Genomic DNA, 25,306 nt, shown 5'->3' with positions numbered 1-25,306 from the left:
GCATATACTAAGTTAATTAAACTTGAGGATGCCTGAGGGGATGTCTTTAATGGAAAAAAGAAAAGAACCGAAATTCAAGAAAGGTGATACAGTAGTCATTACGATGTATGGCACTGTTGGTAATATAACCGATGTAACGTATATAGATGGAACATATGTGTATGAAGTCAATCACAGTAAAGGGTTATATATAGAAAGTACCCTTCAGTATATCTCGGAATATAAAGGAGAAGTCTTATTAGACAAAGAACACATTGATATAGAGTATAAATTTTTCTTTGGCGACCTGGTCCAGGTGGAAGGGTATGGAGGCGATTATTTTAAAGTGAATGGCTTCCGCACGGAAATATGGAGATATAAGGAAAACTCGTGGGAAGACGTCATTTATGAGTTATCGAGAATTTCCGACGGCGAGTGGCTTGAAGCACATGAGGAAGAGTTAACCTTAATTGCCGACGCGGAGAGGGCCGATACAATCATCCAAAAACTTGGTTTGCTGCATCCAATCAATCAGAAGCCGGTGAAAAAGGATCAGAATGACACACCTCCGGCTTCGCGTAAATCCGAAAAAGAAAGAATCGAACTGAACGCAGAAAAAAAACAGCTAATCGACGGCCTGCTCGATTTATATAATGATTACCAGATTTTATACAAGATGTATGAAGACGATGAGTATAGACAAGTGATGGATCTGGCGATGATGAAGATCAAAGTTATAGCAGGTGAAGTGCATCACAAAGGGAAGAGGGACTAGCAAAATCTCCATGAAAACAAGCTAGGAATAAATGAGGACCTTCATTCATACACCTTAGAGTAAGGGGGCGATGATATGCGGGAAATTGAAGTTGTGATTGATACAGAAGAAATTGCCGAATTCTTTTTTCAGGAGCTTATGAGGCGTGGTTATGTTCCTTCAGAGAATGAGTTGGAAGATCTCGCTGATATTACCTTTGATTACTTACTTGACAAATGCATTATTGATGAAGAAACAGAGGAATGAGCGGCATCCAAAAACATCGTATGACCCTTAATTTAAGTAGCGGAATACAAAACGACGGACTCCCCGTCGTTTTATTATGCAAATTTTGAAACCTTGCAGAAATCGAAACGTATTAACTAGAAAGATGACAGGAGGGATATGTAATGATTAAAAAACTGTTGCAACAATTATTGAACGGCGGCCATTCTAAGCATAAGCATTCAAGCAGCAACTGGAAGCATACAAAAAACCATCAACAGTACGGACACAAGCATTACCAGAAAAAGCACAAGAAGAGTTTCTCTTCTTCTGCCCGCGGCTTCCGAAGCAGTTGAAAATATACAGGCGCAGGAAAGGTCATGAATCGTGATAAGGTCGATAGCAGAACCGCTTGTTGATTGGATTTTTATCCATTCGTTTTTCAAAGAGGAAAGATGGCAGCTAAAAAGAAAAATAGGAAAGGGAAGCTTCGGGACTGCCTATTTAATTTATGACTTTTCGGAAAACCGCTTTTATATCTTAAAAAGAATGAATTATCATAAATTGCGTTCAGGGGAAGCAAGGAGCAGTTTTACAATTGAAACCCAATTACTGGATGAGCTTCAGGATGGTGCTTTCCCAGCTCTTATCGACCAAGGAAACTGGAGGGGCCTTCCTTATATTATCATGGAATATAAAGCCGGAAAAACGTTTGAGGAGTTGATCTTCTCTGAGGGAAAAGTTTTTACCGAACAGGAGTCTTTTTTAATAGTCTCCCGGCTGCTTACAAAGATAATTGAACTGCATCAAAGAGGCATTATCCATCGCGATCTCCGCATCCCTAATGTACTCACTGATGGGGAATGTTTATCAATTATCGATTTCGGTCTTGCGCGCAAAGTGGAAAAAACCAGTTCTGAAAAGGAAGAGGAAAATCCACGAAAACCTGTCCATTTTAGCAGTGACTTATATTCCTTGGGTCATTTCCTGCTATTTTTGCTGTATTCGAGTTATCAGGCTACCATAAAAAAAGAGAGGCCCTGGGACGAAGAGTTAACACTTCTTCCAGAATCCAAAAGAATTATTAAAAAGCTGCTCATGAGCGATGTGCCATTCCAGAGCAGCAGCGAGGCGTTATCGGAAATAAAAAAACATATTGAAAAACAATGGGAGTGAGCAGAATGTCCGTTTTTAACAAAGTGTTGGCAAGCATTGGCATTGGCAATGCACAGGTTGATACTAAACTTGAAAGGGAGCAGTTCAGGCCGGGAGATCTGGTCACTGGAGCAGTGGAAATCAAAGGCGGCAGTGTCGGCCAGAGCATTGGTGAAATCTACCTTTCCCTGCATACAAATTTTATGAAAGAACATGATGATCGAAAGTATCAACAGATAGCGACAATTGAAAGATTTCGCTTGAATGAACCGTTTGAGATTGCTTCGAAAGGGAAACATGAGATCCCATTCAGCATCAAGCTACCAATTGAAACACCTCTGACATATGGAAAAACGAAAGTGTGGATTTCGACAGGCCTTGATATCAAAAATGCCGTTGATCCAAAAGACGAGGATTTTATTCGGATTGAACCTAATGAACTCGTCGAATCCGCTTTTTCTGCGCTGGGCGGTCTTGGTTTCAAACTGAAAAATGCCGATTGTGAAGAAGCTCCTCACCGTTTCAGAAATAGATTACCGTTTATCCAGGAATTTGAGTTTGCCGCCTACTCAGGGTCTTACAGGGGTAAATTGGATGAACTTGAAGTTGTTTTTTTCATGAAGAGCAGCGATGAAGCGGAAATATTGATTGAAGTGGATAGAAAAGTTAAGGGGCTTGCCGGATTGTTCGCCGAAGCAATGGAGACGGACGAGACAAAGGTGAGAGGATTTATATCGTCTTCCGATATCCCTGTAATGAAGGACAAATTAAATGGGTTCATCAGCAGGTATGTATAAGCAAGGATAAAGCTTTATCGGTATGGTTAAGTTTTTCCAATTTCTTAAATCGAGGAAAACATTGCATTTCTAAAGTTAGATGGAAAGGTTCACACAGCATCAGTTTATGATAAAATAGAAAAGAAGAATGGGGAACCAGTTCGCTGAATTGCCCCGTCAACTATTTTATCAATGACCAAGGAGAGAATCATGGAAAAAGTACTAGTATTCGGACATAAAAACCCAGACACAGACTCTATTTGTTCTGCCATCGCTTATGCTGAACTCAAAACAAAAACAGGCGTAAATGCCGAACCGATCCGTTTAGGGCAGATCAATGCGGAAACCCAATATGCCCTTGACTACTTTAAGGCTGAGGCACCGCGTTTAATGGAAACGGTAGCAAACGAAGTGAATAGCGTCATTCTTGTTGACCATAATGAACGCCAGCAAAGTGTGGACGACCTTGACAAAGTGCAAATACTGGAAGTTATCGACCATCATCGCATCGCCAATTTTGAAACGAGCGATCCCTTATATTACCGTGCCGAACCGGTCGGCTGTACAGCGACGATCTTACATAAATTATATAAAGAAAAGGGAATCGCAATCACAAAGGAAACTGCAGGCTTAATGGTATCTGCGATCATTTCCGATTCCTTGCTTTTCAAATCCCCAACATGCACGGAAGAAGATGTTGAAACAGCTCGGGAATTAGCTGAAATTGCAGGAGTGGATATCCAAAGCTATGGACTCGAAATGTTAAAAGCTGGTGCAAATCTCAGCGATAAAACAGTAAGAGACCTTATTACTCTTGATGCCAAAGAATTTCCAATGGGTAATAGCAAGGTAGAAATTGCTCAAGTAAATACTGTGGATGCCACAGAAGTTCTTGCTCTTCAAAGTGAGCTTGAAGCCGTAATTGAATATGTTATCTCAGAAAAGAACCTGGATCTATTCTTATTTGTTGTAACAGATATCTTAACGAATGACTCGGTCGTCCTTGCGTTAGGAAATGCAAAAGAAGTAGTGGAAAAAGCTTATAACGTTCAACTTTCCAATAACACAGCTCTTTTAAAAGGTGTAGTCTCACGCAAAAAACAAATCGTACCTATTTTGACAGAAACGTTCACAACAGCCCCTTAATATTCGAGATGAAGGGAAACACCGCCTGTAAATGGCGGTGTTTTTTAAACGGTAAGAAAGTATTACTTTTTCAATGTGTATCGATGTCTAGTACAAGCAGCCTAGCCCGACGGACAGGACGTGCTGGTGCTGCCGAAGACATAAGGACGTGGCGAATATTAGTCGACGTTCATTTTTACAAGACGCTTGCGCTTTTCTTATTACTTTCTTTCTTTGGCTGAGTTCTCTTTTCTGTGTGCTTCATGCTCAGCGATTATGGCCTCTGCAGGGATATGATTATTCCTTTTAGGGCTTAAGCGATTCCGATGTTTTTTTCCCATGTTAACCTCCGTAAAGAAGTGTAATAAGTGAATTTTTAGGGATTTCCGTCCCTTTTTATATTTTAGGGCTAATCGCCGAAAATTAAGCAGGAAACTATCGTGTTAATAGGGTTCCTTTTTCCATTCGTGGGGACATTATGATATAGTTGTAAAGAATATCGCTTGATGCGAAATGCCCTGAGTTAAGAGGAGGCTTGCAAATGAGTGTACATATTGGAGCAAATGAAAATGAAATAGCAGAAACGGTGCTGCTTCCCGGCGACCCGCTTCGTGCCAAATATATTGCCGAGACTTTTTTAGAGGATGCCAAGCTATATAATGAAGTTCGCAACATGTTCGGCTATACAGGCACATATAAAGGAAAACGGATTTCGGTACAGGGAACCGGAATGGGTGTACCCTCCATTTCCATTTATATGAACGAACTTATGCAAAGTTACAACGTCCAAAAGCTAATTCGCGTAGGGACTGCAGGAGCCATCCAAAAAGATGTGAACGTAAGGGACGTCATCCTCGCTATGAGTGCGTCAACCGATTCACAAATGAACCGCCTGACATTCGGCGGAGTCGATTATGCCCCAACGGCAGATTTCGAATTGCTTAGAAAAGCATATGAAGCAGGCATTAAAAAAGGCCTTCAGCTAAAAGTAGGCAATGTGTTTACAGCAGACCAATTTTACAATGATAACAGCGAGCTGGAAAAGTGGGCAAAGTACCAAATCCTTGCTATTGAAATGGAAACCGCAGCTTTGTATACACTTGCGGCTAAATTCGGCCGTCAAGCCCTATCCGTGCTAACTGTCAGCGACCACATCCTGACGGGAGAGGAAACTACCGCTGAGGAGAGGCAAACGACATTCAATGAAATGATCGAAGTTGCACTAGAAGCGGCCATCCAGGAATGATCCGTTACTGAAATTTAGTGATCGGTAAATGGTGTTCAGCCATCCTGAAAAAGAGTCTATAATCCAAAAGCTTAGCATATAACAGTGCAGTGAAAGTGGTGAAACGGTAGTGGAAGAGGATAATAAGCAGCAGGAGCCAAACGATGCTTCTAAATTCATAAAGATAAAAAAATTCCCGTTTATCATGGGTATTTTTTTGCTAATCTTTTTAACAGCAGGAATTACAACCATTGCCCTGACTTTCGGCAACGAAAAGGTTCAGTCTATCGCCCCAAATGTCGGAAATCAGCGTGAGGAATTCAGTAAATTATATTCAACATATGACACGTTAAAAAAACAATATTATAAAGATGTTGAAGACAGCACGCTCTTAAATGGGGCCATAAACGGCATGGTGCAATCACTCGACGACCCGTATTCAGACTATATGACTGAAAAGGAAGCGGGAAACTTCCATCAAAGCATATCATCCTCCTTTGAAGGGATAGGCGCAGAAATACAGGAACAGGACTCAAAGATCATGATCGTCTCTCCGATCAAAGGGTCTCCTTCTGAGAAAGCAGGAATAAAGCCTAATGATATTATTTTAAGCGTTAATGGGAAAAGCCTCCAGGGGATGAGCTCAACAGAGGCTGTCACACATATCCGTGGAAAAAAAGGAACGAAAGTGGATTTAATGATTTCCCGCGGAAGTGGATCTGACCCAATTAAAGTTACCATTGTGCGCGATACGATCCCAATTGAAACCGTTTATGCCGAAATGCTTCCGGACGGCATCGCTAAAGTCCAGGTAACAAGTTTCTCCGAGAACACCGAGAAAGAGCTTCGTACTGCCTTAGAGAAAATGAAGCAAGAAGGCATGAAAGGCCTTGTTCTTGATTTGCGCGGCAATCCCGGCGGACTGCTTGACCAGGCGACAAAGATTGCCAGCATGTTTGTTCCAAAGGGAGAAGTAATCCTGCAGGTGGAGGACCGGACAGGCAAGAAAGAAACCTTTAAATCAGAAAACAATGGTGAATTCAAAGCGCCGCTTGTCGTCCTGATTGATAAAGGCAGCGCAAGTGCATCGGAGATTGTTGCTGCTGCCGTCAGTGAAGCCGCAGATGTTCAGCTTATCGGCGAAAAGTCATTTGGTAAAGGCACAGTCCAGACAGCACAGGATTTCAAAGACGGATCCAACTTTAAATACACGGCAGCCAAATGGCTGACGCCGAAAGGCAATTGGATTCATAAAAAAGGAATAAAGCCCGATATTGGCGTTTCATTACCGGCTTATGCGAATTTGCCTTATATCTCTCCGGATAAAGAGCTGAAAGTATCCACCTCTTCTGCTGAAGTTAAAGCAGCCGAAGAAATGCTGAAAGCAGCCGGATACAATCCGGGCAATACTGACAGTTTCTATGATCAAAAGACTAAGTCAGCGGTGCAAAAGTTCCAGGAAGACAATAAGCTTGAAGTCACCGGTACAATAAAGGGCGAAACAACCATAAAATTGATGGGTACATTACGCGAAAAGATCCTTAAAAATGATACACAAATGAAGAAAGCAGTAGAAGTTTTAAAGAATGAAGTGAAATAAGCTGGAAAGGCCATCTTAAAGAGGTGGCCTTTTTCTGAGGAGAAATATTCCCTACATCTAGCATTTTGATTGCATCCGTAATGGTAGATCAATATGTAGTTCTTCCTTTCCTTATTTACTCGGGCTGTATATTCTGCCAATGGTTGGGGGATGCTATGGTTACTTTTCCCAACAGAGGTGAACGTGATGAGACAACGCGTACTTGCACTCTTATGTTTGATGCTTCTTCTTTCCGGCTGTATGGGAGTGCCGCATGACAGCAAAACAAATCCGCTTGACTCTGCAGCTAAACAAAATCAGAAAAATCATGCTACTGAGTCAGCACATGATGATGTTACGAGCAGTAGCGAAACTTTCTTACTGACTGGCGTGGATTCGAGGGGAGAGCCTTCTTCCAGGTCGGATGCGATCCTGTTAGCCCAGTATGATCCGCATCTACAGAAAGTCAAGCTCGCCTCGATCATGAGGGATAGTTATGTAAAAATCCCCGGATATAAGCTTGGCTCCAATAAAATCAATACCGCCTATTATCTTGGCGGAAGCGAGCTTTTGAAAAAGACGATTTATCATAACTTTCATATTAAGGTGGATCATGTAGTTACGATCGATTTTAAAGGATTTGAAAAGCTAGTCGATCTGCTAGCCCCGGAAGGCATAAAGGTAGACGTGAAACCTGAAATGATTCAAGATATGAGCATTGAAGCAAGTAAGGGGGAGAATATTCTCCATGGAGAGGAAATCCTGAAATACGTCCGTTTTCGCCATGATGGTGAAAGTGACTTTGGCCGGGTACAGCGGCAGCAGGAGGTGCTTATCCAATTAAAAGACAACATGACGGAACGGTTTTCATCTGTTGAAGGGATCGTATCGATGCCCCATTTACTTAATGAAGCGATGGCATTGACTGATTCAGATATGAAAATGAAGGATTATCTCGAATATGGCTCGTCCCTACTTTTTAACCCAATTGAAGAAGTGAACACGTTGCGAATACCAGTTGAGGGAAGTTTCACTGATCAGATATATCCCCATTCAGGATCCGTTTTATTATTAGATATGAAACGTAACCAAACAGAGTTAAAGGATTTTTTCGAAAAATAGTTGGAAGGCCATTTCGCTATGAAATGGCCTTCGTCATTTTATCTGATCGCTGCCGCAATATTTTCCTTATAATCAGGAGAGATGATTCCTTTATCAGTGATGATAGCCGTGATTAATTCAGCAGACGTCACATCAAAAGCGGGATTGAACACAGCAACATCCTTGGGTGCCACCCTGATATTCTGGATATGGGTGATCTCTTCCGGATTACGTTCTTCGATTGGAATTGTAGTCCCATCAGGTAACGATAAATCGAAAGTACTGGAAGGAGCCGCAACATAAAAAGGGATCCCAAAATGATTGGCGAGAATAGCCAGTCCCAATGTACCAATTTTGTTGGCTGTATCGCCGTTCGCGGCAATCCTGTCAGCACCGACAATAATCGCCTGGACCCCCTTTGCGTGAATCGTATGTGCAGCCATATTATCCGTAATCAACGTTACGTCCACCCCTGATTGCATGAGCTCCCAGGCTGTCAGGCGTGCACCCTGCAAGACGGGGCGGGTCTCACAAGCATACACCTTTAAGGAGATCTCTTTTTCCCTGGCAAGATGGAACGGGGCGAGGGCCGTTCCATAGCGGGCGGTCGCGATGCTTCCTGCGTTACAAATCGTCATGATGGAGTCTCCGGTATTGAATAAGGATAATGCGTGTTCCCCAATTGTGCGGCCAACAGCCTCATCTTCTGTAAAGATGGAAATAGCCTCATGGACAAGAGCCGTTTTTGCACCGTTCACCGTCTTCGCTTTGGCTAGGACGCTGCCCATTCTTCTCAGAGCCCAAAACAGGTTCACCGCTGTAGGCCTGGAGGAAGCTAAATGCTGAATATCTTCCTCGACTTTCTTTTTAAATGCCGCAAGCTCTTCTTCCTTTGCATTTATCGCTGATAGAGCCGCTCCGAACGCTGCAGTAATCCCGATTGCCGGTGCGCCGCGGACCTGGAGGCTGACGATTGCCTGAAATACATCGCCGGGCGTATGCAGATCGATAAATTCCGTATGATGCGGCAGCGCCTGCTGATTCAATATGGTAATATGTGTATCGTTCCATTGGACGGAATATGGGATGTTCAGTATTTTCTGCATGGCAATACTCCTTCTGAAAAAAATCGATTAATAATTCACTGTTAATGCTGGCTTCTTAACTGTATTGATAATAAAGGAGATATCCGTCTTGTTTTTGCGCTGTTTGATTAAGATTTTCCCTGCCTGGAGAGCCGCTTTTTTGGCAGCAATGCGTTCAGCAGTATTCTCAATGCCATCAAGATCCTTCACATGCGAGAGGCCAATCGTTCTGCGGATCAGTTCACAGCCGGCAAACCCGAACGCATCTTCAAGGATTTTCTGAAGAATATAATCCAAATACCCTTTTGTTTTGCAGAATGCTTCCATTCCTTCGTTTTCCCAAAGCGTTCTAAAAGTTTCCGTAAAAACGTCCCACGTCACTTCGACATGTTTGAACATGAGTTCCCTGTCTTTTCCTTTGCGTGTGATAGCCTGAAAGAGCAGATTGGCAAAAAACTGGCCGACATCGAAGCCGATCGGACCATAAAACGCAAATTCCGGATCAATGACCTTTGTCTCTGTCTCACATGCAAAAATGCTTCCGGTATGAAGGTCGCCATGCAGAAGCGCCTCTTGCTCGGTAATGAAGCTTTTCTTTAGTTTTGCTGCTTCAAGCTGCAATTCTGAATCGTTCCAGAGCAAAACAACTTCCGCTTTCAACTCTTCTTCAAAGTCATTCGATTCCACATCAAAAAAAGGATCGGTAAAAACAAAGCTTTCCGTGATTTTGCATAATTCCGGATTGGAGAATTGAACTGCCAATTCCTTCTTCCTGCCGTGCTCAATCGCAAAATCCGAGGTGTGGAATAACGTTTTTGCCATATATTCGCCAATATGCCTGGAAAGAAGCGGATACGATTCTCCTTCAATAAACCCGGTTCGTGTTATCGTTAAATGGGACAGGTCTTCCATAACCGTGATTGCGAGTTCTTCATCGGCGTAATAGACTTCAGGAACATATTCCGGGCAAAGCTTCCCGAACAATTTAAGGGCATTTGCTTCAATCACTGCCCTTTTCAATGTCAGCGGCCAAGCTTCGCCAATGACCTTGGCAAAAGGAAGTGCTTGTTTGATGATAATTCCTTTCCGAGAATTGCTATCTGTTATGTGAAAAACATAATTCAAGTTGCCATCGCCGATTTCCCTGCACTCAAGTGAAGCTGTCTCATTGAATAGTCCAAGCTTTTTTGTAAGTAGGATCGCCGAACCTTCGGACAATGGTTCGTATGCTGATTGAGGTTGTTGATTCATCGTTTTTCCTCCATATAATAATCTTTTTCACTATAAAAATATAAAAATAACAATCAAGTTAAAAATTTAGCAACTAAACGCGGAAATTCCAACAAAATCATAGGTTTAGAAACCAAATCCAAAAATTAACCACAAAATCAAAAATTCAGCAACTAAATTCCGAAATCAGCAAAAATCAAAAGGTAAGCAGCCAAAGCTGAGTTTAGCAACATAAAATTTTCGACTTCGAATGGAACGAAAAAAGCCTCTTTCGCAACGAAAGAGGCTTGAAGATGCAGCTTCGCACCTCTTATCTGCCAGAAAGTTCCCTTTCTGTGGAATTAGCACCGTGCCTTACAGCGTTCAGGCGAATTTTTCGCCCCATTTCACAATGGTATTACGGTCGGTTGCTGGGCTTCATCGGGCCTTGTCCCTCAGCCTGCTCTTGATAAGAGTAGTATGTAAATGCAAGTATCGGTTAGTTAGCAGAACACGGCAACGTATATTTGCATAGCCAACTTGCATTTCATGATAGATTCAGTTGTTCATTCTTGATAAAAATAATACCAATATTAAAAATCCTTTGTCAATAAAAAAATGTAAAATCACCGGAATTACATGCCGTCTTTCTTGGGAAAGACGACCACCGCTTATATTTGGCTAAAAGCTCATAAATTTGGGTAATCGCTCTTAAAACGGGGAATCAATTAGAGATTAATTCAACCAATAAAAGGTCCTAAAAAATAATTCAATGAAACAACGATGAAATCAACCAAACTGAAATTAATTTAACGAAACATTCAACCAAACTTCCCGGGAATTCACAGTGAATCTTGGCCCTAAACAGTCTCTTGAAAACTTTCCTTTACATCATTAAACTAAAGATATATCATTTGTGATTAATATTTCAAGACATTTCAGAGAAGGTGGGCATACGGTGCAATTCAAGAAATCCGATTTATTACATACACTTCCAACACAATTTTTCGCCTCGTTAGTTTCCAAAGTGGCTGCAATCGCTGCTCAAGGACATGACGTCATTAACCTCGGCCAGGGAAATCCTGATCTGCCGACACCTGACCATATTGTCAAAAAGCTGCAGACAGCAGCAGAAAACCCGATAAATCATAGGTATTCACCCTTTAGAGGGATTTCGGACCTGAAAGAAGCAGCCTGTGAATATTACAAAAGGGAATTTGGTGTGGAACTGGACCCAAACAAAGAGGTAGCGATTCTGTTTGGCGGAAAAGCAGGCCTGGTAGAGATTCCCCAATGTTTGTTGAATCCTGGAGACACTGTGCTGGTTCCTGACCCGGGTTATCCTGACTATTTGTCAGGAGTCGCTTTGGCTAAAGGGAAAATAGAAAGGATGCCATTGAAAGAGGAAAATGACTTTTTGCCAGATTATCGTGACTTAAGCAGGAATGCCCTTGAACAGGCAAAGTTGTTGTTCTTGAATTACCCGAATAATCCTACTGGGGCAATTGCCACAAAGGAATTCTTCGAGGAAACAGTAGAACTGGCCAAGAAAGAGTCGATTTGTGTCGTGCATGATTTTGCCTATGGGGGAATTGGTTTTGATGGAGAAAAATCGGTAAGCTTCCTGCAGATTGACGGTGCCAAAGAGGTGGGAATCGAAATCTATACCTTGTCAAAGACATACAATATGGCCGGCTGGCGTGTTGGATTCGCCATTGGAAACGAGAGCGTGATCGAAGCGATCGAGCTGTTGCAGGATCACCTTTATGTCAGCCTTTTCCCGGCCGTCCAGGAAGCCGCTGCAGAAGCGTTATTAGCTTCACAGGAGTCTGTTGAAAAGTTAGTAAAAACATATGAATCACGCAGAAATGTATTCATAGAAGGGTTACAGTCGATTGGCTGGGATGTGAAAGCCCCCGCAGGTTCATTTTTTGCCTGGCTGAAGGTTCCTAAAGGCTACACGTCCGAGGAATTTTCAGATTATCTCCTGAATCATGCCCATGTAGCCGTGGCCGCCGGGATAGGCTTTGGCGAATTTGGCGAAGGATACGTCCGCGCAGGCCTGCTTACAACAGAAGAACGTCTTTTAGAAGCTGTCCGCCGGATTGAATCACTCCAGATGTTTAGCTGATCAAAAATATATGTCATTTAAATACTTTTGGATTGACAGGAAGAAAAATTACTGCCATAATCCAAAGTGATTTGTTATGTATATTCAATTATGAAAAAATTCATATTCGTTTTCTTATTGTGAGCAGGTGGAGGGATCTAGCCCGATGAAACCCGGCAACCGACTGTAATACCATTGTGAAATGGGGCGATAACGCCGGAGAAAATCCGCAAAGCACGGTGCTAATTCTGGCAGCTTTAATAGGCTGAGAGATAAGAAGATGGCACAAAGCCTCTTCTTATGAAGGGGTTTTTTATTTTTCCCAGAGAGGAAAGTTAGGAGAGATGTAATCGAATGAGTGAGGCTATTGCTACATATTTACTGCATGATACGAAAGGCAGCCATGAGAAAAAAGCGGAAGGCATTGCCTTAGGCTTGACTATAGGTACCTGGACCGATTTGCCTGAGCTTCAAAGGGAGCAGCTGAAAAAGCATAAAGGGCGTGTACTTTCGGTCGAAGCACTGGAAGAATTAGAAAATGTCAATTCATATTTCGGAGCATCCACATATAGATCGATTGTCAAAATTGCTTACCCGGCCGCAAACTTTTCCGCAGATTTGCCTGCGATTTTAACGACGGCTTTCGGAAAACTTTCGCTTGACGGAGAAATTAAGCTTTTGGATCTTGAATTTACAGGGGAGCTGAGAAAGTCATTTCCGGGACCAAGATACGGAATCCAGGGCATCCGCGATATTCTGGATGTGTACGATCGGCCGCTTGTTATGAGCATTTTTAAAGGGGTCATCGGCCGTGACATTTCCTACCTAGGCGAACAACTCAGGGAACAGGCGCTGGGAGGCGTGGATCTGGTAAAGGACGATGAAATTTTGTTCGATAGCGACCTGACGCCTTTTGACGAGCGGATCCAAAACGGCAAGAAAATTTTAAGCGAGGTTTATGAAGAAACAGGGCATCGGACGCTTTATGCAGTCAATTTGACCGGGAAGACATTTAAGCTTGCCGACAAAGCGAAGAGAGCGGTTGAAGCGGGGGCGGATGCTTTATTATTCAATGTGTTCTCCTATGGGCTTGATGTACTCCAGAGCCTGAGGGAAGATCAGGATATTAAGATTCCGCTTATGGCTCACCCGGCATTCAGCGGCGGGTTGACTGCTTCAGCATTCTACGGGTTGTCCAATGCATTGCTTCTCGGTAAGCTTGTCCGTTATGCGGGAGCAGACTACTCGCTGTTTCCTTCCCCTTATGGCAATGTCGCGATTCCAAAGACAGATGCATTGGGCATTGCATGCGAGCTGACTAAGCAGGAAAGTGAATGGAAAACCGCTTTTCCTGTTCCTTCAGCCGGGATCCATCCAGGAATGGTTCCGAATTTAATCGCTGATTTCGGTATAGACAGTATTATCAATGCAGGCGGCGGCGTCCATGGCCATCCTGATGGGGCAAGAGGCGGCGGCAAGGCGTTCAGGCAGGCGGTTGATGCTGTATTGGCAGGCGAGGAACTTACAAGCCGTGCAAATGATAACGCTGAACTACGAAAAGCGCTCGAACTTTGGGGAGGTGTACCTGCGGGGCCGAAATGAGACCGATCATTTTCTGTGATTTTGACGGAACGATAACAGACAGCGACAATATCATTGCCTTGATGAAGGAATTTGCACCTAAGGGCTGGGAGCGAATAGCGAATGACGTGCTTCAGAAAAAAGTAAGCATTTCAGAAGGCGTCGGAAAGATGTTTTCCCGGATGAAGTCAGACTTACGGCAGGATATGATTGATTTTGTCATTCGGGAGGCGAAAATTAGGCCGGGTTTCAGGGAATTACTCCAATTTGCGCAAGTACAGCACATTCCCTTTTATGTAGTCAGCGGCGGAATCGACTTTTTCGTTCAGCCTCTGCTGGAAAGCTATCTTGAACTGGATCATGTGTACTGTAACAGGGCTGACTTTTCCGGGGAATACATCAGAATTGACTGGCCGCATACATGTGATGAACAGTGCAGTAATGACTGCGGCTGCTGCAAGCCGACCATCATGCGGCAGCTTGCTGATGACGATCATTATAAAATTGTCATCGGGGATTCGATTACCGATTTAGAGGCCGCTAAACAGGCAGATCTCGTATTTGCGAGAGATTTTTTGATTGAAAAATGCCGCGCGGAAGGGATTGCCTTCCATCCTTTTGAAACCTTTTTTGATTGCCTCACTCACCTTAGGACTCGTCTGGAGGTTAGCGTATGAGCGAATTGGCAGCATTGTGGAGTGAACTTGCCGACATTAAGGATGAACTGGCAGGCAGGGACTGGTTCATGGGTACAAGCGGAAACCTTTCTATCAAAGTGGCGCAGTCCGGAAACTTTCTCATCACGGCAAGCGGCAAGGATAAACGGAAGAAAACAAACGAAGATTTTCTTTTAGTGGATGCGAATGGAAATCCAGCAGAAGAAACATATCTACGGCCTTCTGCAGAAACTCTGCTGCATACAGAAATATACAGCCGGACGGCGGCTGGAAGTGTGCTCCACATCCATACCGTCGAAAACAATGTCATATCTGAACTGTTTGGCGATGCAGGAAAGGTTGTCTTTAAAGGACATGAAATCATAAAAGCAACTGGCAGATGGGAAGAAGATGCCGAATTGGTTGTGCCAATTATCTATAATCATGCTGATATTCCAACACTGACTGATGAATTTTCACATCACATTCATGATGACGCCGGAGCTGTTTTAATCAGAAATCACGGCATTACTGTTTGGGGAAAAACAGGCCTTGAAGCAAAAAAAATTCTCGAAGCTTGTGAATTCCTATTTCAATATACACTAGTGCTCAATCAGCAAAAAGCTTTTACAACGAAGGTATAAAAATGAGGAGGGAAAAATAATGGCAACCATTAAAATCCATACCACTAACGAAGTAATTGAAAATGAAGAAAAAGTAATCGTATTTTTAGAGGAACAGGGAGTCATCTATGAGCAATGGGAAATTTCAAAGCTTCCGGAAAACCTTCAAAAAAAGTTCAAGCTTTCCGATGAAGACAAAAATGGAATTCTAGCAACATTTAAAACGGAAATTGCTGATATCTCTAAACGAAGGGGCTATAAAGCTCACGATGTGATTTCCCTTTCGGATGGTACACCAAATCTAGATCAGCTTCTTACAAATTTCAAACAGGAACACCATCACTCCGATGATGAAGTCCGCTTCATTGTCAGCGGACATGGCATCTTTGTAATCGAAGGCAAGGACAAAGAATGGTTTGACGTAAATTTGAATCCTGGCGACTTGATCTCTGTACCTGAGTCAACCCGCCATTATTTCACCCTTCAGGAAGACAGGAAAGTGGTTGCTGTGCGAATTTTCGTGACCACAGAGGGCTGGGTGCCTATCTATGAAAAAGAAGAAGTAAAGTGATAATGCTTGGAATGGCCAAAGAGGACTAAACGAAAAGAAACAATTAGATGTAACCCGATTTAACCCGTATATGAAAACGGGTTTTTCTTTTTTTATACTATTTTTGCTTCATTTATCCTTGACGAAGGTTACAATATACTTATAATCGATATTAACTATATAATGATAGGGAAAAGGAATGATTACCATTATTAATCAAGAAAAAATGTATCTTCTTGAAAAAGAATTTAAAAATATTTTTCGCAACATGAGAAAGGAATTCAATGAACTATTCGGTTCCGTCATTAACAGCAACGAATTTCTAGTTCTTAAATTTATCGCGGTTTCCGGCTCGCAAAAGGCCTCGGCACTTTCAAAGGAATTAGACGTCTCTGCAAGCCATATTACCACAGTGACAGACTCGCTTGTGAAAAAGGGACTGATTACCAGAAATCGTGTCGAAAATGACCGCCGGATCGTAAATCTTGAGTTAACCGAAAAGGGGAAAGAGCTGATTAATGATCTGGAACAGAAGAAGACGGAATATATGGTTGCGAAATTCAGCAAGTTTACGGAGGAAGAGCTGTCGACATTGCATGAGCTCATTAAGAAGCTACAATGAAATACATCCAGGCATAAAACGAGGCAGGCATTTTCCTGCCTCGTTTTATGCGATTATCGATCCATTTCTCCAAAAGCGGCAAATGTTTTTTCGTCTTCAATCAGTCCGCACGCCCCGCATTGAACCCTTACCTCCGGACCTTTATAAGCAAGGTGGAATGGATCTAACGTGTCGCTTGTAAATTGTTGGACGATTTCTCCGGAGTTCGGATCCTTTTTAACAGGAGTGGAAACCTGCTGGATTAGATTGAATCGGGATTTATTCGTTTTGCAGTTAGGGCATCGATATACTTGTGACAATCTATTCACTCCTTTTTACTCCTTATTTTTGCCAAAGTCGATCAAAATATGTACGATATAGGAAAACATTTTAAAGGAAGCGTGGTTAGTACGTGTTGAACGAACATCATTCAAGGGAATTATTAAAATCTTATTTGCTGCTATGGAACAATCGGACAATGTCAGCTGAAAGTTCTGATCGAGAAGATATATTGTACGAGCTTGTAAGGAGGGAGTTACTTGATGAGAATGCACATCCGCGAACTCGAAAGCATAAATTCGAAAAGTTTTTCAGCAGCGTAAAACGAGTGATTTCTTCGGATTTATCGGAACGTGAAAAGGCAGAATTGATTTCAATATATGTAAGGACGATGGAAGGACTCTAGGGAAGGATTCTGTTTAAGGATTTTTCTAATTTAGTTGCTAGTATTCACAATCTATATTATTTGCAATAAAATAGGATAAATGATTAAAAGGGGTCAATTGGGATGAGGAAATGGCTGATACTCACGCTCGCGGTGCTTGCTCTTTTGGGCGGCTGTGCCACAAGCGAGCAAAAGGAAGAAATGCCAAAGATGCTGAATGTCGATTTTACTGTGCAGCCAGAAAAGGCGAAGCTAGATGAACCAGTCAGTTTTGAAGCAAAGGTTACTTATGGAGATGAGAAAGTGACGGATGCCGATGAGGTCACATTTGAAATATGGCGTTCACAAAGCGATAAACACGAAAAACTTGAAGCTGTAAACGGAGATGATGGGATTTATAAGCTTGAGAAGGCCTTCTCTGAAGAAGGAACGTATTATGTCTATGCCCATGTTACGGCGAAAAGGATGCATACGATGCCGAAAAAGGAATTTATCGTCGGTGAGCCGAGCGCTCCTGAGAAGAAAGGCAGCGGGCAAATGGATCATAGTGACCATAATGAGGAGGAAGCAAAAGAATCCTCCCATCAACATTAATAGGCGATATATTAAAGAAGGGCCCTGTTGGCAAACTGGGTTCTTTTTTGTGCAATAAATAGAAAGTAAATATCTTAGTAATCTAGTTAACAATTGTAATACCGAAGTAACATATGTTACAAAGGTGGCCTATCAGAAACCATTGTCAATACTTCATTACTAGTAGGTAAATGGAAATACAGGGACATGGCTACCAGAAGCAGGTAAATTAAGAGAGAACACGAAAATTACGCCATTCTACCATTGAACCGTACTTTTACGAGATTTCTTGATAATTTTATAGATTTACATTTCGTTCTTTTACCCTAATTAAAAAGCAATAAACTGCAATGGAAATACATGGTCCTAATATTACGAAAAACGCATGTTATGATGATTTTGCACGAAACAAACTAAGAATTTACGGGAGGAATTAGAATATGAAAAAGAAAATGTTTTTCTCAGCCGCAGCTGCCGCAGCTGTCATCTTATCAGGGGCAGGAGTAAAGCAAGCTGATGCTTCTACTATAGACTATCAAGTAAAACCTGTTATTTTCCAGGTTTCTAATCAACAAGAGGCTGAAAAACTAGTAAACCAATATCTATCAAAATATAATGTACCGAAGCAGCAAGTACAACAACCAGCTGAACAACCACAAAAGCCGGCTGCACAACCACAGAAACAGACTGAACAATCACAAAAGCCAGTTGCACAACCGCAAGAGCAAGCTGAACAGCCACAACAACCAGCAGCACAAAAGCCGGCTGCACAGCAGCCAGCAGAGCAAAAACCAGCAGCAGATAATACTGCCGCACCTACTAGCTCTGAAGTAAGCCAATTTGAGAAACAGGTTGTTGAACTTACAAATGCAGAGCGTGCAAAACAAGGCCTGAAAGCTCTTCAAATTGACAATGAGCTTAGCAAAGTAGCAGGAATCAAATCACAGGATATGAAAGACAAAAACTACTTCGACCATAACAGCCCAACTTACGGTTCTCCGTTTGATATGATGAAAAAATTCGGCATTAGCTACAGCCATGCAGGTGAAAACATCGCCATGGGTCAAAAGTCACCACAAGAAGTTGTACAAGGTTGGATGAACAGCCAGGGCCACCGCGAAAACATCATGAATGCCAACTTCACACACATTGGAGTGGGGCATGTAGCTTCAGGAGACTACTGGACTCAAATGTTCATTGGAAAATAATAAAATATTTCTTTTCGAGACCAAGCCGTCTTTCGGTTTGGTCTTTTACTATTATGGCTTAAACTCCCCGAATTATTCCTTTCTAGATTGAAGTTGACATTCGGGTCATCTGCTTCTTGTGAATTTTCCCACCAAACGGATACATATCGTAAAGAGGCCATTCACAAGAAGTACAAGTCAAGTTATAAAGAACAAAAAACGTATCGCTCATACTTCGGATACGTCGATTTGGGAGTACTGAAAATCAAAGTTTTTCAGTAGCTTTATTTCTAATGTCTTTTCTTTATATCTCGCCGAGGCACCTTTCTTCTTGACAATGGCCGGCAGAGTAAACACATGTTTATCTTCTGGGGCTGGTATGCCTTCAATGATCGATTGATTAGATGTATGATAGATCTTTGCCTGTTTAACCATTTCAGGACTTTGTATCGGAATCCGTACATATACTTCTGAATGTGTTTCAAATATTTCAGCATTTAGCGGATATTGATTAGCCTTGTTGCCTTGAACGTTCTGCTGTGCGCTCTGAAAGGGTGCTCCTGACTGATGCTGTTCCATCATTTGTTGCATATTACCGGGAATTACCTGGGAAAATAATTGATCGATAAATGATTGAATTTCGTCAGGCTGCATATTTTTAATGTTGTTACTGTCATTTTTTTGAAAAGGGAAAAGCATATTCCAGGGAAACATATTGCATTCCTCTCTTCTATTTTCTTAAAGATCCATAATACGTTATCTTTGGTTCCCAACCGGCATCATAAATTGATGTTTTATCCTATGCAGCCTCCAGCCTATCGGTTAAAGAAAAGCAATCGAGAATAGCTTTAAGATAGAGAATGCAAGAAAATTATGTATAATAAAATAAAGTCACGAATAAAGAGGTAATTTTCTGTGAAGGAAAAGATAGCTATGATTACAGGCGGGGCAACGGGCATTGGCCGGAAAACAGCGATAATGCTGGCACAATCGGGAATATCTATCGCTGTTACGTATCGAAAGAGCAAATCAGAAGCAGAAGTACTTATCAATGAACTCCAGAAATTATACGGGGTCAACTGCATTGCAGTCCAAGGGGATGCGGCGGATGAAGCCGAATGCATACAAGCAGTCGGCACAGTGCTGCATACATTCGGCAAAATTGATATTCTCATCCATAATGCGGGTCCGTATATACATGAACGAAAAACGATGATCGAATACACCAGCGAAGAATGGAATTATTTAATAAGCGGGAATTTAAATGGTTTTTTCTATATGGCGAAGCAAGTAATTCCCTATATGCGGAGCCAGAAGTGGGGCCGGATCGTAACCTTTGGTTTTGAGCGAAGTGACACTGCGCCGGGATGGATCTATCGCTCGGCTTTTGCAGCGGCGAAAAGCGGCTTGACCTCACTGACGAAAACACTCGCCCTTGAAGAAGCGCAAAATGGCATTACTGTAAATATGGTTTGTCCAGGTGATATTATTGGTGAGTGGAAAGAAAGCAGTATCGATGCGGCAAATCAGCAAAAGGACGCGGCTGTCCCTATTGGAAGGCCGGGAACGGGTGAGGATCTGGCCAGGGTCATCAGCTTCCTCTGCGACGAAAAATCTGATTTTATAACGGGAAGTGTCATTCCAGTTACCGGAGGAACAGACGTATTGAATAAAATTCATCAGGAATAAAAAATAACGTGCACTGCGCACGTTATTTTTTATTATGCAAGACTATTCATTATATCCATATTGCTTCGGAAATTTAACTCTTTGCACATATATCAATCGGCTTAAAAGACCAAGAGCACCAACGGCGAGGCCCGTGATCAGGCCGATCCAATAGCCGGATGCTCCGAGGTCAGTAAGATTGGCAAACAGATAACCGGTTGGCAGACCGATAACCCAATAAGAAAGTAAGCTCATTAGAAATGTGAAGTTCACATCCTTATAACCGCGCAACGTTCCCTGAATCGGGGCCGCGACTGCATCAGAAAGCTGGAAAAATAGTGCATAGATTAAAAAATGGGCCGTAAGCTTCATTACTTTTGCGTCCTCAGTATAAATCGAAGCAACCGGTTCTCTGAAAAGGAAAATGACAAGTGCACAAAGCAATGACATGCAAACCGCCATAAAGATTCCAATCAAACCGTATTCCCGGGCATCCTTCAGTCGTCTTGCTCCTACCTCGAAACCGACAAGAATCGTAAGCGCCATCGAAATGCTTAAAGGCATCATATACAGAAATGAAGCAAAATTCATCGCAATTTGATGAGAAGCGATCGTGATGGTATCAAACCCGCTCATCAAGAGAGTGACAGCAGCGAAAATGCTTGTTTCAAAAAAAATCGAGAATCCGATCGGCACCCCGATCTTTAATAAAGAAGCCCATTCCTTGAAGGAAACTTTATAAAAAGTCTTGAAAATCTTGTAATCCGCAAATGGATGTATGTTGATAATCACAAAGAAGGCAATGAAAGTGATGACCCAATAGGTAATCGCTGTCGCATAGCCAGAGCCAACGCCGCCAAGCTCAGGAAACCCAAACTTTCCATAAATAAGCAGATAATTGAACAGGACATTAACCGGCAGTGAAAGGAGGGTGATGATCATTGAAATCCTTGTTTGGCCGAGTGAATCAATAAAAGAACGCAGCACATTATAAATAAATAAAGGAATCATTCCCAATGACAGAGCGACAAGGTAATCATGGGCAACCTGATGTACCTTCGGGGCAAGGTCCATTCCGTTTAAAATCGGATTTAATACAATCGAACCAATGATGATAATCAAAATAGCCATCACAACTGCCAAATAGACTCCCTGAATGATAGAGTATGGAACAGATTTTTTTTCCCTTGCGCCAATAAGCTGAGATACAATCGGGGTAATCGCCAACAGAATCCCGCTTAAACCGGTATACACGGGGACCCAGATCGAGCTTCCAATCGATACTCCGGCAACATCGTCTGTGCTATATTTGCCTGACATCATGATATCGAAAAAATTCATCGAATATAAACCAAGCTGGGTAATTAATATCGGAAGTAAAATAATGAAAAACTGGCGTAACTTTTCTGACCTTTTGTAAGTGACGTTCATCTATGTACCTCTATATATGTTTTTTTTAACCAAAAGCCGAAGCGGCGCAAGCTCCATCTTAATCTTTGATTTAGGTGGAGGGGTTCACAATGAGAGAATTATAACACATTAGGGAGGAATCGAGGGATTAATATCTTACTCTTGTGCTTATAAGAAAAAGTGTCGGATTTTCCTGCATGTGTATCGAGAGACAGACATTTTGAAAAATTTTGTATATAATGATTTCAACCACATTGATCATTCAGAAGGAGGTCGGGTAATGCTTCAGGATTTTAATAAAGATACAGCCATCAATTATGAAGAGGTAAAAAATGAAGAGCCCGTTCATAAATGGATGACCCCTTCTCCGATTACAGTACAGCCAGATCAAACCTTAAGAGAGGCAGTCCATTTACTAGATTTGCATGGCATTGATGGATTACCCGTGATTTCACAAGATCGCCATGTGATTGGTCTACTCACAAAGTCGCGTTTGATGAAGTTATTTGTTGAAGGGAACTCGCCAAATGCAACTGTTGAGAAAGTCATGAAGCGTTCAATCGTTACTGTCGGGTCTGATGACTCCATCGCTAATGCCTGGCAAATAAAAGTCGGTCGTCTACCTGTTGTAGATGACAAGGGATGCTTGGTTGGGATATTAACGAGAACCGATATTCTCCATTCCTATTCTTACCATTTGCGGCAACTGCAAGAAACGCTTCATACGGCTGAAACGTTAAGCATTATTCTAGAAAGCGCCTACGAAGGTATTGCTGTAATTGACATAAATGGTGTTATTCAAGAATTCAATGATGCGTACTGCCGTTTCATCGGCAAGAAGCGTGAGGATGTTATTGGAAAACATGTAACAGACATCATCGAAAATACAAGATTACATATCGTTGGTGAAACAGGTATCGAGGAAAAGGGCTACGTTCAACGAATTCAGGGACAGGATATGGTCGTTCATCGCATTCCCATCCAGAAAGAGGGAAAGATCATCGGCGTCATTGGCATGCTTATTTTTGAAGGTGTAACGGAGCTCTATAATATCCTCGGCCGGATGCAAGAATTATCAAGAAAAGTCACCGAACCTGCCGTGTCAAACCCTGGTCATTTAAAAATGGATAGTCATTTTGAACAAATCATTGGAGATAGTGAATCGATTCACTCTGTAAAAAAAATGACCAAAAAAGCAGCCAACACTCCTTCTACCGTCTTGATCACTGGGGAAAGCGGTACAGGTAAGGAGTTATTTGCACAGGCGATTCATCAATTAAGTCCTTTTGCAGAAGGACCATTTGTCAGTGTGAATTGTGCAGCGATTCCAGAGCCATTGCTTGAGTCGGAGTTATTTGGCTATGAAGAAGGTTCATTTACAGGAGCACGTAAGGGAGGCAAGCCTGGCAAGTTTGAACAGGCTAATAAAGGGACTTTGTTCCTTGATGAAATAGGGGACATGCCGCTCCTTATGCAATCGAAAATACTTCGGGTATTACAGGACCGGGAAGTGGAAAGGGTTGGAGGGGTAAAAAGGCAACAGGTGGACGTACGAATTGTAGCGGCAACCAACCAGGCTCTTGAAAAAATGGTGGGGGAAGGAACATTTCGAGAGGATCTGTACTATCGCCTTAATATTATCCGGATGAATATTCCTCCATTGCGTGAAAGAAAAGACGATATTCCGGTTTTGCTGACGCATCACATGCAGGGATTTTGCCAGCGGTTTGGTATGCCTCAGAAGGTCTTCACTTTAGAGGCGATGGAGCTTCTAAAAGAGTATCACTGGCCGGGCAATGTCCGCGAACTTGTTAACACGATTGAAATGCTGGTGAGTTTAGTAGAAGACCAGGAGATTTCTAAAGAAGATTTACCTGCCCAATTTCATACCGAAGTAATATTTCCTAATCATGCGGCAAAAACCGCCGAGATTTCCACTGACACCAAAAAGACATTAGAGGAAGTAAAAGATCGGATATTGATTAGTGAAAAAGAAGCAATTATTAAGGCGCTTGAAGAAGTAAATGGAAACAAAGCGGCCGCCGCTAGGAACCTGGGAATCCAGCGTTCTACTCTTTATGAAAAGCTAAAAAAACATGGTTTATCCGGCTGAGTGTCCGTATGAATGTACACACATAACTTACTATTGTCTGCGAATTCGGACACCTTTGCATGTTGAAAAGTCATGTATAACAAAATTTTATCTGTGGCACGCTTCTTGCATCTTTGAAAATGAAAGGAAATTCAAGGAGGGAAAATTATGAAAGAATTTTCAGAGTTTTGTATGCCCAAAACAGTTCTTTATGGTCAAAATTCCTTAACTCAGCTCGGGGAGCAAGTAGTATCTCACGGAAAAAAGGTATTTTTGATCAGTGATCGTGTCATGGAAAAAGTAGGTCATGTAAAAATTTGTAAACAATATTTCGAGAAGTCCAATGTTCGATACAGTTCATATCTCGATGTGAATACTGAACCAACAGATTTACATATCGCTGAAGCACTAAAGCTTTGTTTAAATGAGCAATGTGATGTCATCGTGGCTGTAGGAGGCGGCAGCTGTATAGATGCGGCCAAAGCGGTAGCGGTGCTGGCAACAAACGGCGGGTATATTGGCGATTATGTGGGAGGCAGAACTCCGATTGAGAAGGCCCCCCTGCCACTAATAGCGATTCCGACAACAGCCGGTACAGGCTCGGAAGTAACGAATGTGACGATAATCACGAACACTAAAGAAGATATTAAGATGATGATTAAACATCCATCGTTTCTTCCGTGTGTAGCCATTGTTGATTCATCCCTTACGATTTCAACGCCTCAGCACGTGACGGCAGCAACCGGGATTGACGCTCTCTGCCATGCAATCGAAGCTTATCTATCACGGTTATCTCAGCCGTTAACGGACACACTGGCACTTTCTGCGATCGAAGCAATAACAAACCATTTAAGAGCCGTTTATGAGAACGGGGAAGATCTGGAGGCGAGAGGGGAAATGGCCATTGCTGCCATGCAAGCCGGCCTTGCTTTTACCAATGCCTCTGTTACACTGGTTCATGGAATGTCGCGCCCGATTGGGGCTTTGTTTCATGTGCCCCATGGTGTTTCAAATGCAATGCTGCTTCCTGCAGTACTTGAATTCACTAAAGAACAAGCGCTTGACTCGTTAGCAGCTATAGGGCGGATGATTTCACCAAATTTGAAAGCGTTGACAAGTGAAGAACTGGCAGATGTGACCATTAATGAAATTAAAAAACTGTGCTTGGATCTAAACATCCCGAACATGAAAACATGGGGCGTGGACGAAGAAAGGTTCAAGCAGGTGGTTGAAAAAATGGCAACAGATGCGCTGGCAAGCGGCAGCCCGGCAAATAATCCTAGAGTTCCTTCCTTTCAAGAAATTGTGGATCTATACCACCGTTGTTACAACTATGACTTTACTGTCAGCAAGTCGACGATTCAATCATAATTAATTT

26 protein-coding genes and 2 riboswitches are annotated in these 25,306 nt (G+C 42.3%); of the genes, 21 read left to right on the top strand and 5 right to left on the bottom strand.

Annotation, left to right across the window (positions count from 1 at the left end; genetic code table 11):
• Window positions 1–49 precede the first annotated feature (49 nt).
• The 9 genes from ELQ35_RS00415 (at window position 50) to ELQ35_RS00380 (ending at window position 7,940) form a co-directional block, all read left to right on the top strand.
• A complete protein-coding gene (locus tag ELQ35_RS00415) occupies window positions 50–754 on the top strand; it encodes a hypothetical protein (RefSeq protein ID WP_126862887.1) in 705 nt (234 codons plus the stop codon).
• Window positions 755–829: 75 nt separating this feature from the next.
• Entirely contained in the window at window positions 830–1,000 is a 171-nt protein-coding gene (locus tag ELQ35_RS00410) for a YozD family protein (RefSeq protein ID WP_126862886.1), read from the top strand.
• A 143-nt stretch (window positions 1,001–1,143) separates the two neighbouring features.
• Window positions 1,144–1,314 carry a hypothetical protein gene (locus ELQ35_RS22410; RefSeq protein WP_185861591.1) on the top strand — a complete coding sequence of 57 codons (171 nt, stop codon included), beginning with the start codon at window positions 1,144–1,146 and terminating at the stop codon, window positions 1,312–1,314.
• A gap of 31 nt (window positions 1,315–1,345) precedes the next feature.
• Window positions 1,346–2,134 (top strand): serine/threonine protein kinase, encoded by a 789-nt coding sequence (locus ELQ35_RS00405; protein ID WP_185861590.1) that lies wholly within the window; start codon window positions 1,346–1,348, stop codon window positions 2,132–2,134.
• 5 nt (window positions 2,135–2,139) lie between these two features.
• Window positions 2,140–2,910, top strand: coding sequence for a sporulation protein (locus tag ELQ35_RS00400; RefSeq protein ID WP_126862884.1), 771 nt, complete (start codon window positions 2,140–2,142; stop codon window positions 2,908–2,910).
• A 189-nt stretch (window positions 2,911–3,099) separates the two neighbouring features.
• Window positions 3,100–4,035, top strand: coding sequence for a manganese-dependent inorganic pyrophosphatase (locus tag ELQ35_RS00395; RefSeq protein ID WP_126862883.1), 936 nt, complete (start codon window positions 3,100–3,102; stop codon window positions 4,033–4,035).
• Between the two features lie 520 nt (window positions 4,036–4,555).
• Window positions 4,556–5,260 carry a purine-nucleoside phosphorylase gene (gene deoD / locus ELQ35_RS00390; protein WP_126862882.1) on the top strand — a complete coding sequence of 235 codons (705 nt, stop codon included), beginning with the start codon at window positions 4,556–4,558 and terminating at the stop codon, window positions 5,258–5,260.
• Window positions 5,261–5,369: 109 nt separating this feature from the next.
• Window positions 5,370–6,839, top strand: a complete 1,470-nt coding sequence (locus tag ELQ35_RS00385) for a lmo1851 family serine protease (protein ID WP_246025913.1) — start codon at window positions 5,370–5,372, stop codon at window positions 6,837–6,839.
• 186 nt (window positions 6,840–7,025) lie between these two features.
• A complete protein-coding gene (locus ELQ35_RS00380; protein ID WP_185861589.1) occupies window positions 7,026–7,940 on the top strand; it encodes an LCP family protein in 915 nt (304 codons plus the stop codon).
• A 38-nt stretch (window positions 7,941–7,978) separates the two neighbouring features.
• Here ELQ35_RS00380 and mtnA read toward each other — a convergent pair whose 3' ends face one another.
• Window positions 7,979–9,025 carry an S-methyl-5-thioribose-1-phosphate isomerase gene (gene mtnA / locus ELQ35_RS00375; RefSeq protein WP_126862880.1) on the bottom strand — a complete coding sequence of 349 codons (1,047 nt, stop codon included), beginning with the start codon at window positions 9,023–9,025 and terminating at the stop codon, window positions 7,979–7,981.
• A 27-nt stretch (window positions 9,026–9,052) separates the two neighbouring features.
• Window positions 9,053–10,255, bottom strand: coding sequence for an S-methyl-5-thioribose kinase (mtnK, locus tag ELQ35_RS00370; protein ID WP_126862879.1), 1,203 nt, complete (start codon window positions 10,253–10,255; stop codon window positions 9,053–9,055).
• Between the two features lie 286 nt (window positions 10,256–10,541).
• Window positions 10,542–10,689: riboswitch (SAM riboswitch) on the bottom strand.
• A gap of 482 nt (window positions 10,690–11,171) precedes the next feature.
• On the opposite strand from mtnK, the gene ELQ35_RS00365 reads away from it, so the two are divergent.
• The 6 genes from ELQ35_RS00365 (at window position 11,172) to ELQ35_RS00340 (ending at window position 16,355) form a co-directional block, all read left to right on the top strand.
• Window positions 11,172–12,344, top strand: coding sequence for a pyridoxal phosphate-dependent aminotransferase (locus tag ELQ35_RS00365; RefSeq protein WP_126862878.1), 1,173 nt, complete (start codon window positions 11,172–11,174; stop codon window positions 12,342–12,344).
• 111 nt (window positions 12,345–12,455) lie between these two features.
• Window positions 12,456–12,602, top strand: a riboswitch (SAM riboswitch).
• 75 nt (window positions 12,603–12,677) lie between these two features.
• Window positions 12,678–13,925: a 2,3-diketo-5-methylthiopentyl-1-phosphate enolase gene (mtnW, locus tag ELQ35_RS00360; protein WP_126862877.1), complete on the top strand. Its 1,248-nt coding sequence runs from the start codon at window positions 12,678–12,680 to the stop codon at window positions 13,923–13,925.
• The gene (locus tag ELQ35_RS00355) at window positions 13,922–14,581 is read left to right on the top strand and encodes a 2-hydroxy-3-keto-5-methylthiopentenyl-1-phosphate phosphatase (protein WP_126862876.1); all 660 of its coding nucleotides are present in this window, start codon (window positions 13,922–13,924) and stop codon (window positions 14,579–14,581) included. The genes mtnW and ELQ35_RS00355 overlap by 4 nt, the downstream gene beginning before the upstream one ends.
• A complete protein-coding gene (locus tag ELQ35_RS00350; protein ID WP_126862875.1) occupies window positions 14,578–15,204 on the top strand; it encodes a methylthioribulose 1-phosphate dehydratase in 627 nt (208 codons plus the stop codon). Before ELQ35_RS00355 ends, ELQ35_RS00350 begins: the two co-directional genes overlap by 4 nt.
• Window positions 15,205–15,223: 19 nt before the next feature.
• The gene (locus ELQ35_RS00345; RefSeq protein WP_126862874.1) at window positions 15,224–15,754 is read left to right on the top strand and encodes a 1,2-dihydroxy-3-keto-5-methylthiopentene dioxygenase; all 531 of its coding nucleotides are present in this window, start codon (window positions 15,224–15,226) and stop codon (window positions 15,752–15,754) included.
• Between the two features lie 178 nt (window positions 15,755–15,932).
• Window positions 15,933–16,355, top strand: coding sequence for a MarR family winged helix-turn-helix transcriptional regulator (locus ELQ35_RS00340; protein ID WP_185861588.1), 423 nt, complete (start codon window positions 15,933–15,935; stop codon window positions 16,353–16,355).
• Between the two features lie 53 nt (window positions 16,356–16,408).
• Here the strand turns inward: ELQ35_RS00340 and ELQ35_RS00335 are convergent, their stop codons facing one another.
• Entirely contained in the window at window positions 16,409–16,654 is a 246-nt protein-coding gene (locus tag ELQ35_RS00335) for a DNA alkylation repair protein (RefSeq protein ID WP_126862873.1), read from the bottom strand.
• 92 nt (window positions 16,655–16,746) lie between these two features.
• Between ELQ35_RS00335 and ELQ35_RS00330 the strand changes: the two genes are divergently transcribed.
• The 3 genes from ELQ35_RS00330 to ELQ35_RS00320 all read left to right on the top strand — a co-directional run bounded on the left by ELQ35_RS00330 (window position 16,747) and on the right by ELQ35_RS00320 (window position 18,779).
• Window positions 16,747–17,019 carry a hypothetical protein gene (locus ELQ35_RS00330; protein WP_126862872.1) on the top strand — a complete coding sequence of 91 codons (273 nt, stop codon included), beginning with the start codon at window positions 16,747–16,749 and terminating at the stop codon, window positions 17,017–17,019.
• A 102-nt stretch (window positions 17,020–17,121) separates the two neighbouring features.
• Window positions 17,122–17,592 (top strand): FixH family protein, encoded by a 471-nt coding sequence (locus ELQ35_RS00325; protein WP_126862871.1) that lies wholly within the window; start codon window positions 17,122–17,124, stop codon window positions 17,590–17,592.
• Window positions 17,593–18,011: 419 nt separating this feature from the next.
• On the top strand, window positions 18,012–18,779 hold the full coding sequence (locus ELQ35_RS00320) for a CAP domain-containing protein (protein ID WP_126862870.1): 768 nt from the start codon (window positions 18,012–18,014) through the stop codon (window positions 18,777–18,779).
• A 207-nt stretch (window positions 18,780–18,986) separates the two neighbouring features.
• On the opposite strand, the gene ELQ35_RS00315 is transcribed toward ELQ35_RS00320, so the two are convergent.
• A complete protein-coding gene (locus ELQ35_RS00315; protein WP_126862869.1) occupies window positions 18,987–19,472 on the bottom strand; it encodes an Hsp20/alpha crystallin family protein in 486 nt (161 codons plus the stop codon).
• A 201-nt stretch (window positions 19,473–19,673) separates the two neighbouring features.
• Here ELQ35_RS00315 and ELQ35_RS00310 point away from each other — a divergent pair, with 201 nt between their 5' ends.
• Window positions 19,674–20,447: an SDR family oxidoreductase gene (locus tag ELQ35_RS00310; RefSeq protein WP_126862868.1), complete on the top strand. Its 774-nt coding sequence runs from the start codon at window positions 19,674–19,676 to the stop codon at window positions 20,445–20,447.
• A gap of 42 nt (window positions 20,448–20,489) precedes the next feature.
• On the opposite strand, the gene ELQ35_RS00305 is transcribed toward ELQ35_RS00310, so the two are convergent.
• Window positions 20,490–21,857 carry an MATE family efflux transporter gene (locus ELQ35_RS00305; protein ID WP_126862867.1) on the bottom strand — a complete coding sequence of 456 codons (1,368 nt, stop codon included), beginning with the start codon at window positions 21,855–21,857 and terminating at the stop codon, window positions 20,490–20,492.
• 259 nt (window positions 21,858–22,116) lie between these two features.
• Between ELQ35_RS00305 and ELQ35_RS00300 the strand changes: the two genes are divergently transcribed.
• Window positions 22,117–23,949: a sigma 54-interacting transcriptional regulator gene (locus ELQ35_RS00300; protein WP_126862866.1), complete on the top strand. Its 1,833-nt coding sequence runs from the start codon at window positions 22,117–22,119 to the stop codon at window positions 23,947–23,949.
• Between the two features lie 147 nt (window positions 23,950–24,096).
• Window positions 24,097–25,299, top strand: coding sequence for an iron-containing alcohol dehydrogenase (locus ELQ35_RS00295; protein WP_126862865.1), 1,203 nt, complete (start codon window positions 24,097–24,099; stop codon window positions 25,297–25,299).
• Window positions 25,300–25,306 lie beyond the last annotated feature (7 nt).

It is taken from the genome of Peribacillus cavernae, from assembly GCF_003989135.1.
GTDB classification, from domain to species: Bacteria; Bacillota; Bacilli; order Bacillales; family DSM-1321; genus Peribacillus; species Peribacillus cavernae.
The sequence above is the reverse complement of the archived record's forward strand: the minus strand, read 5'-3'. Positions and strand labels throughout refer to the sequence as shown.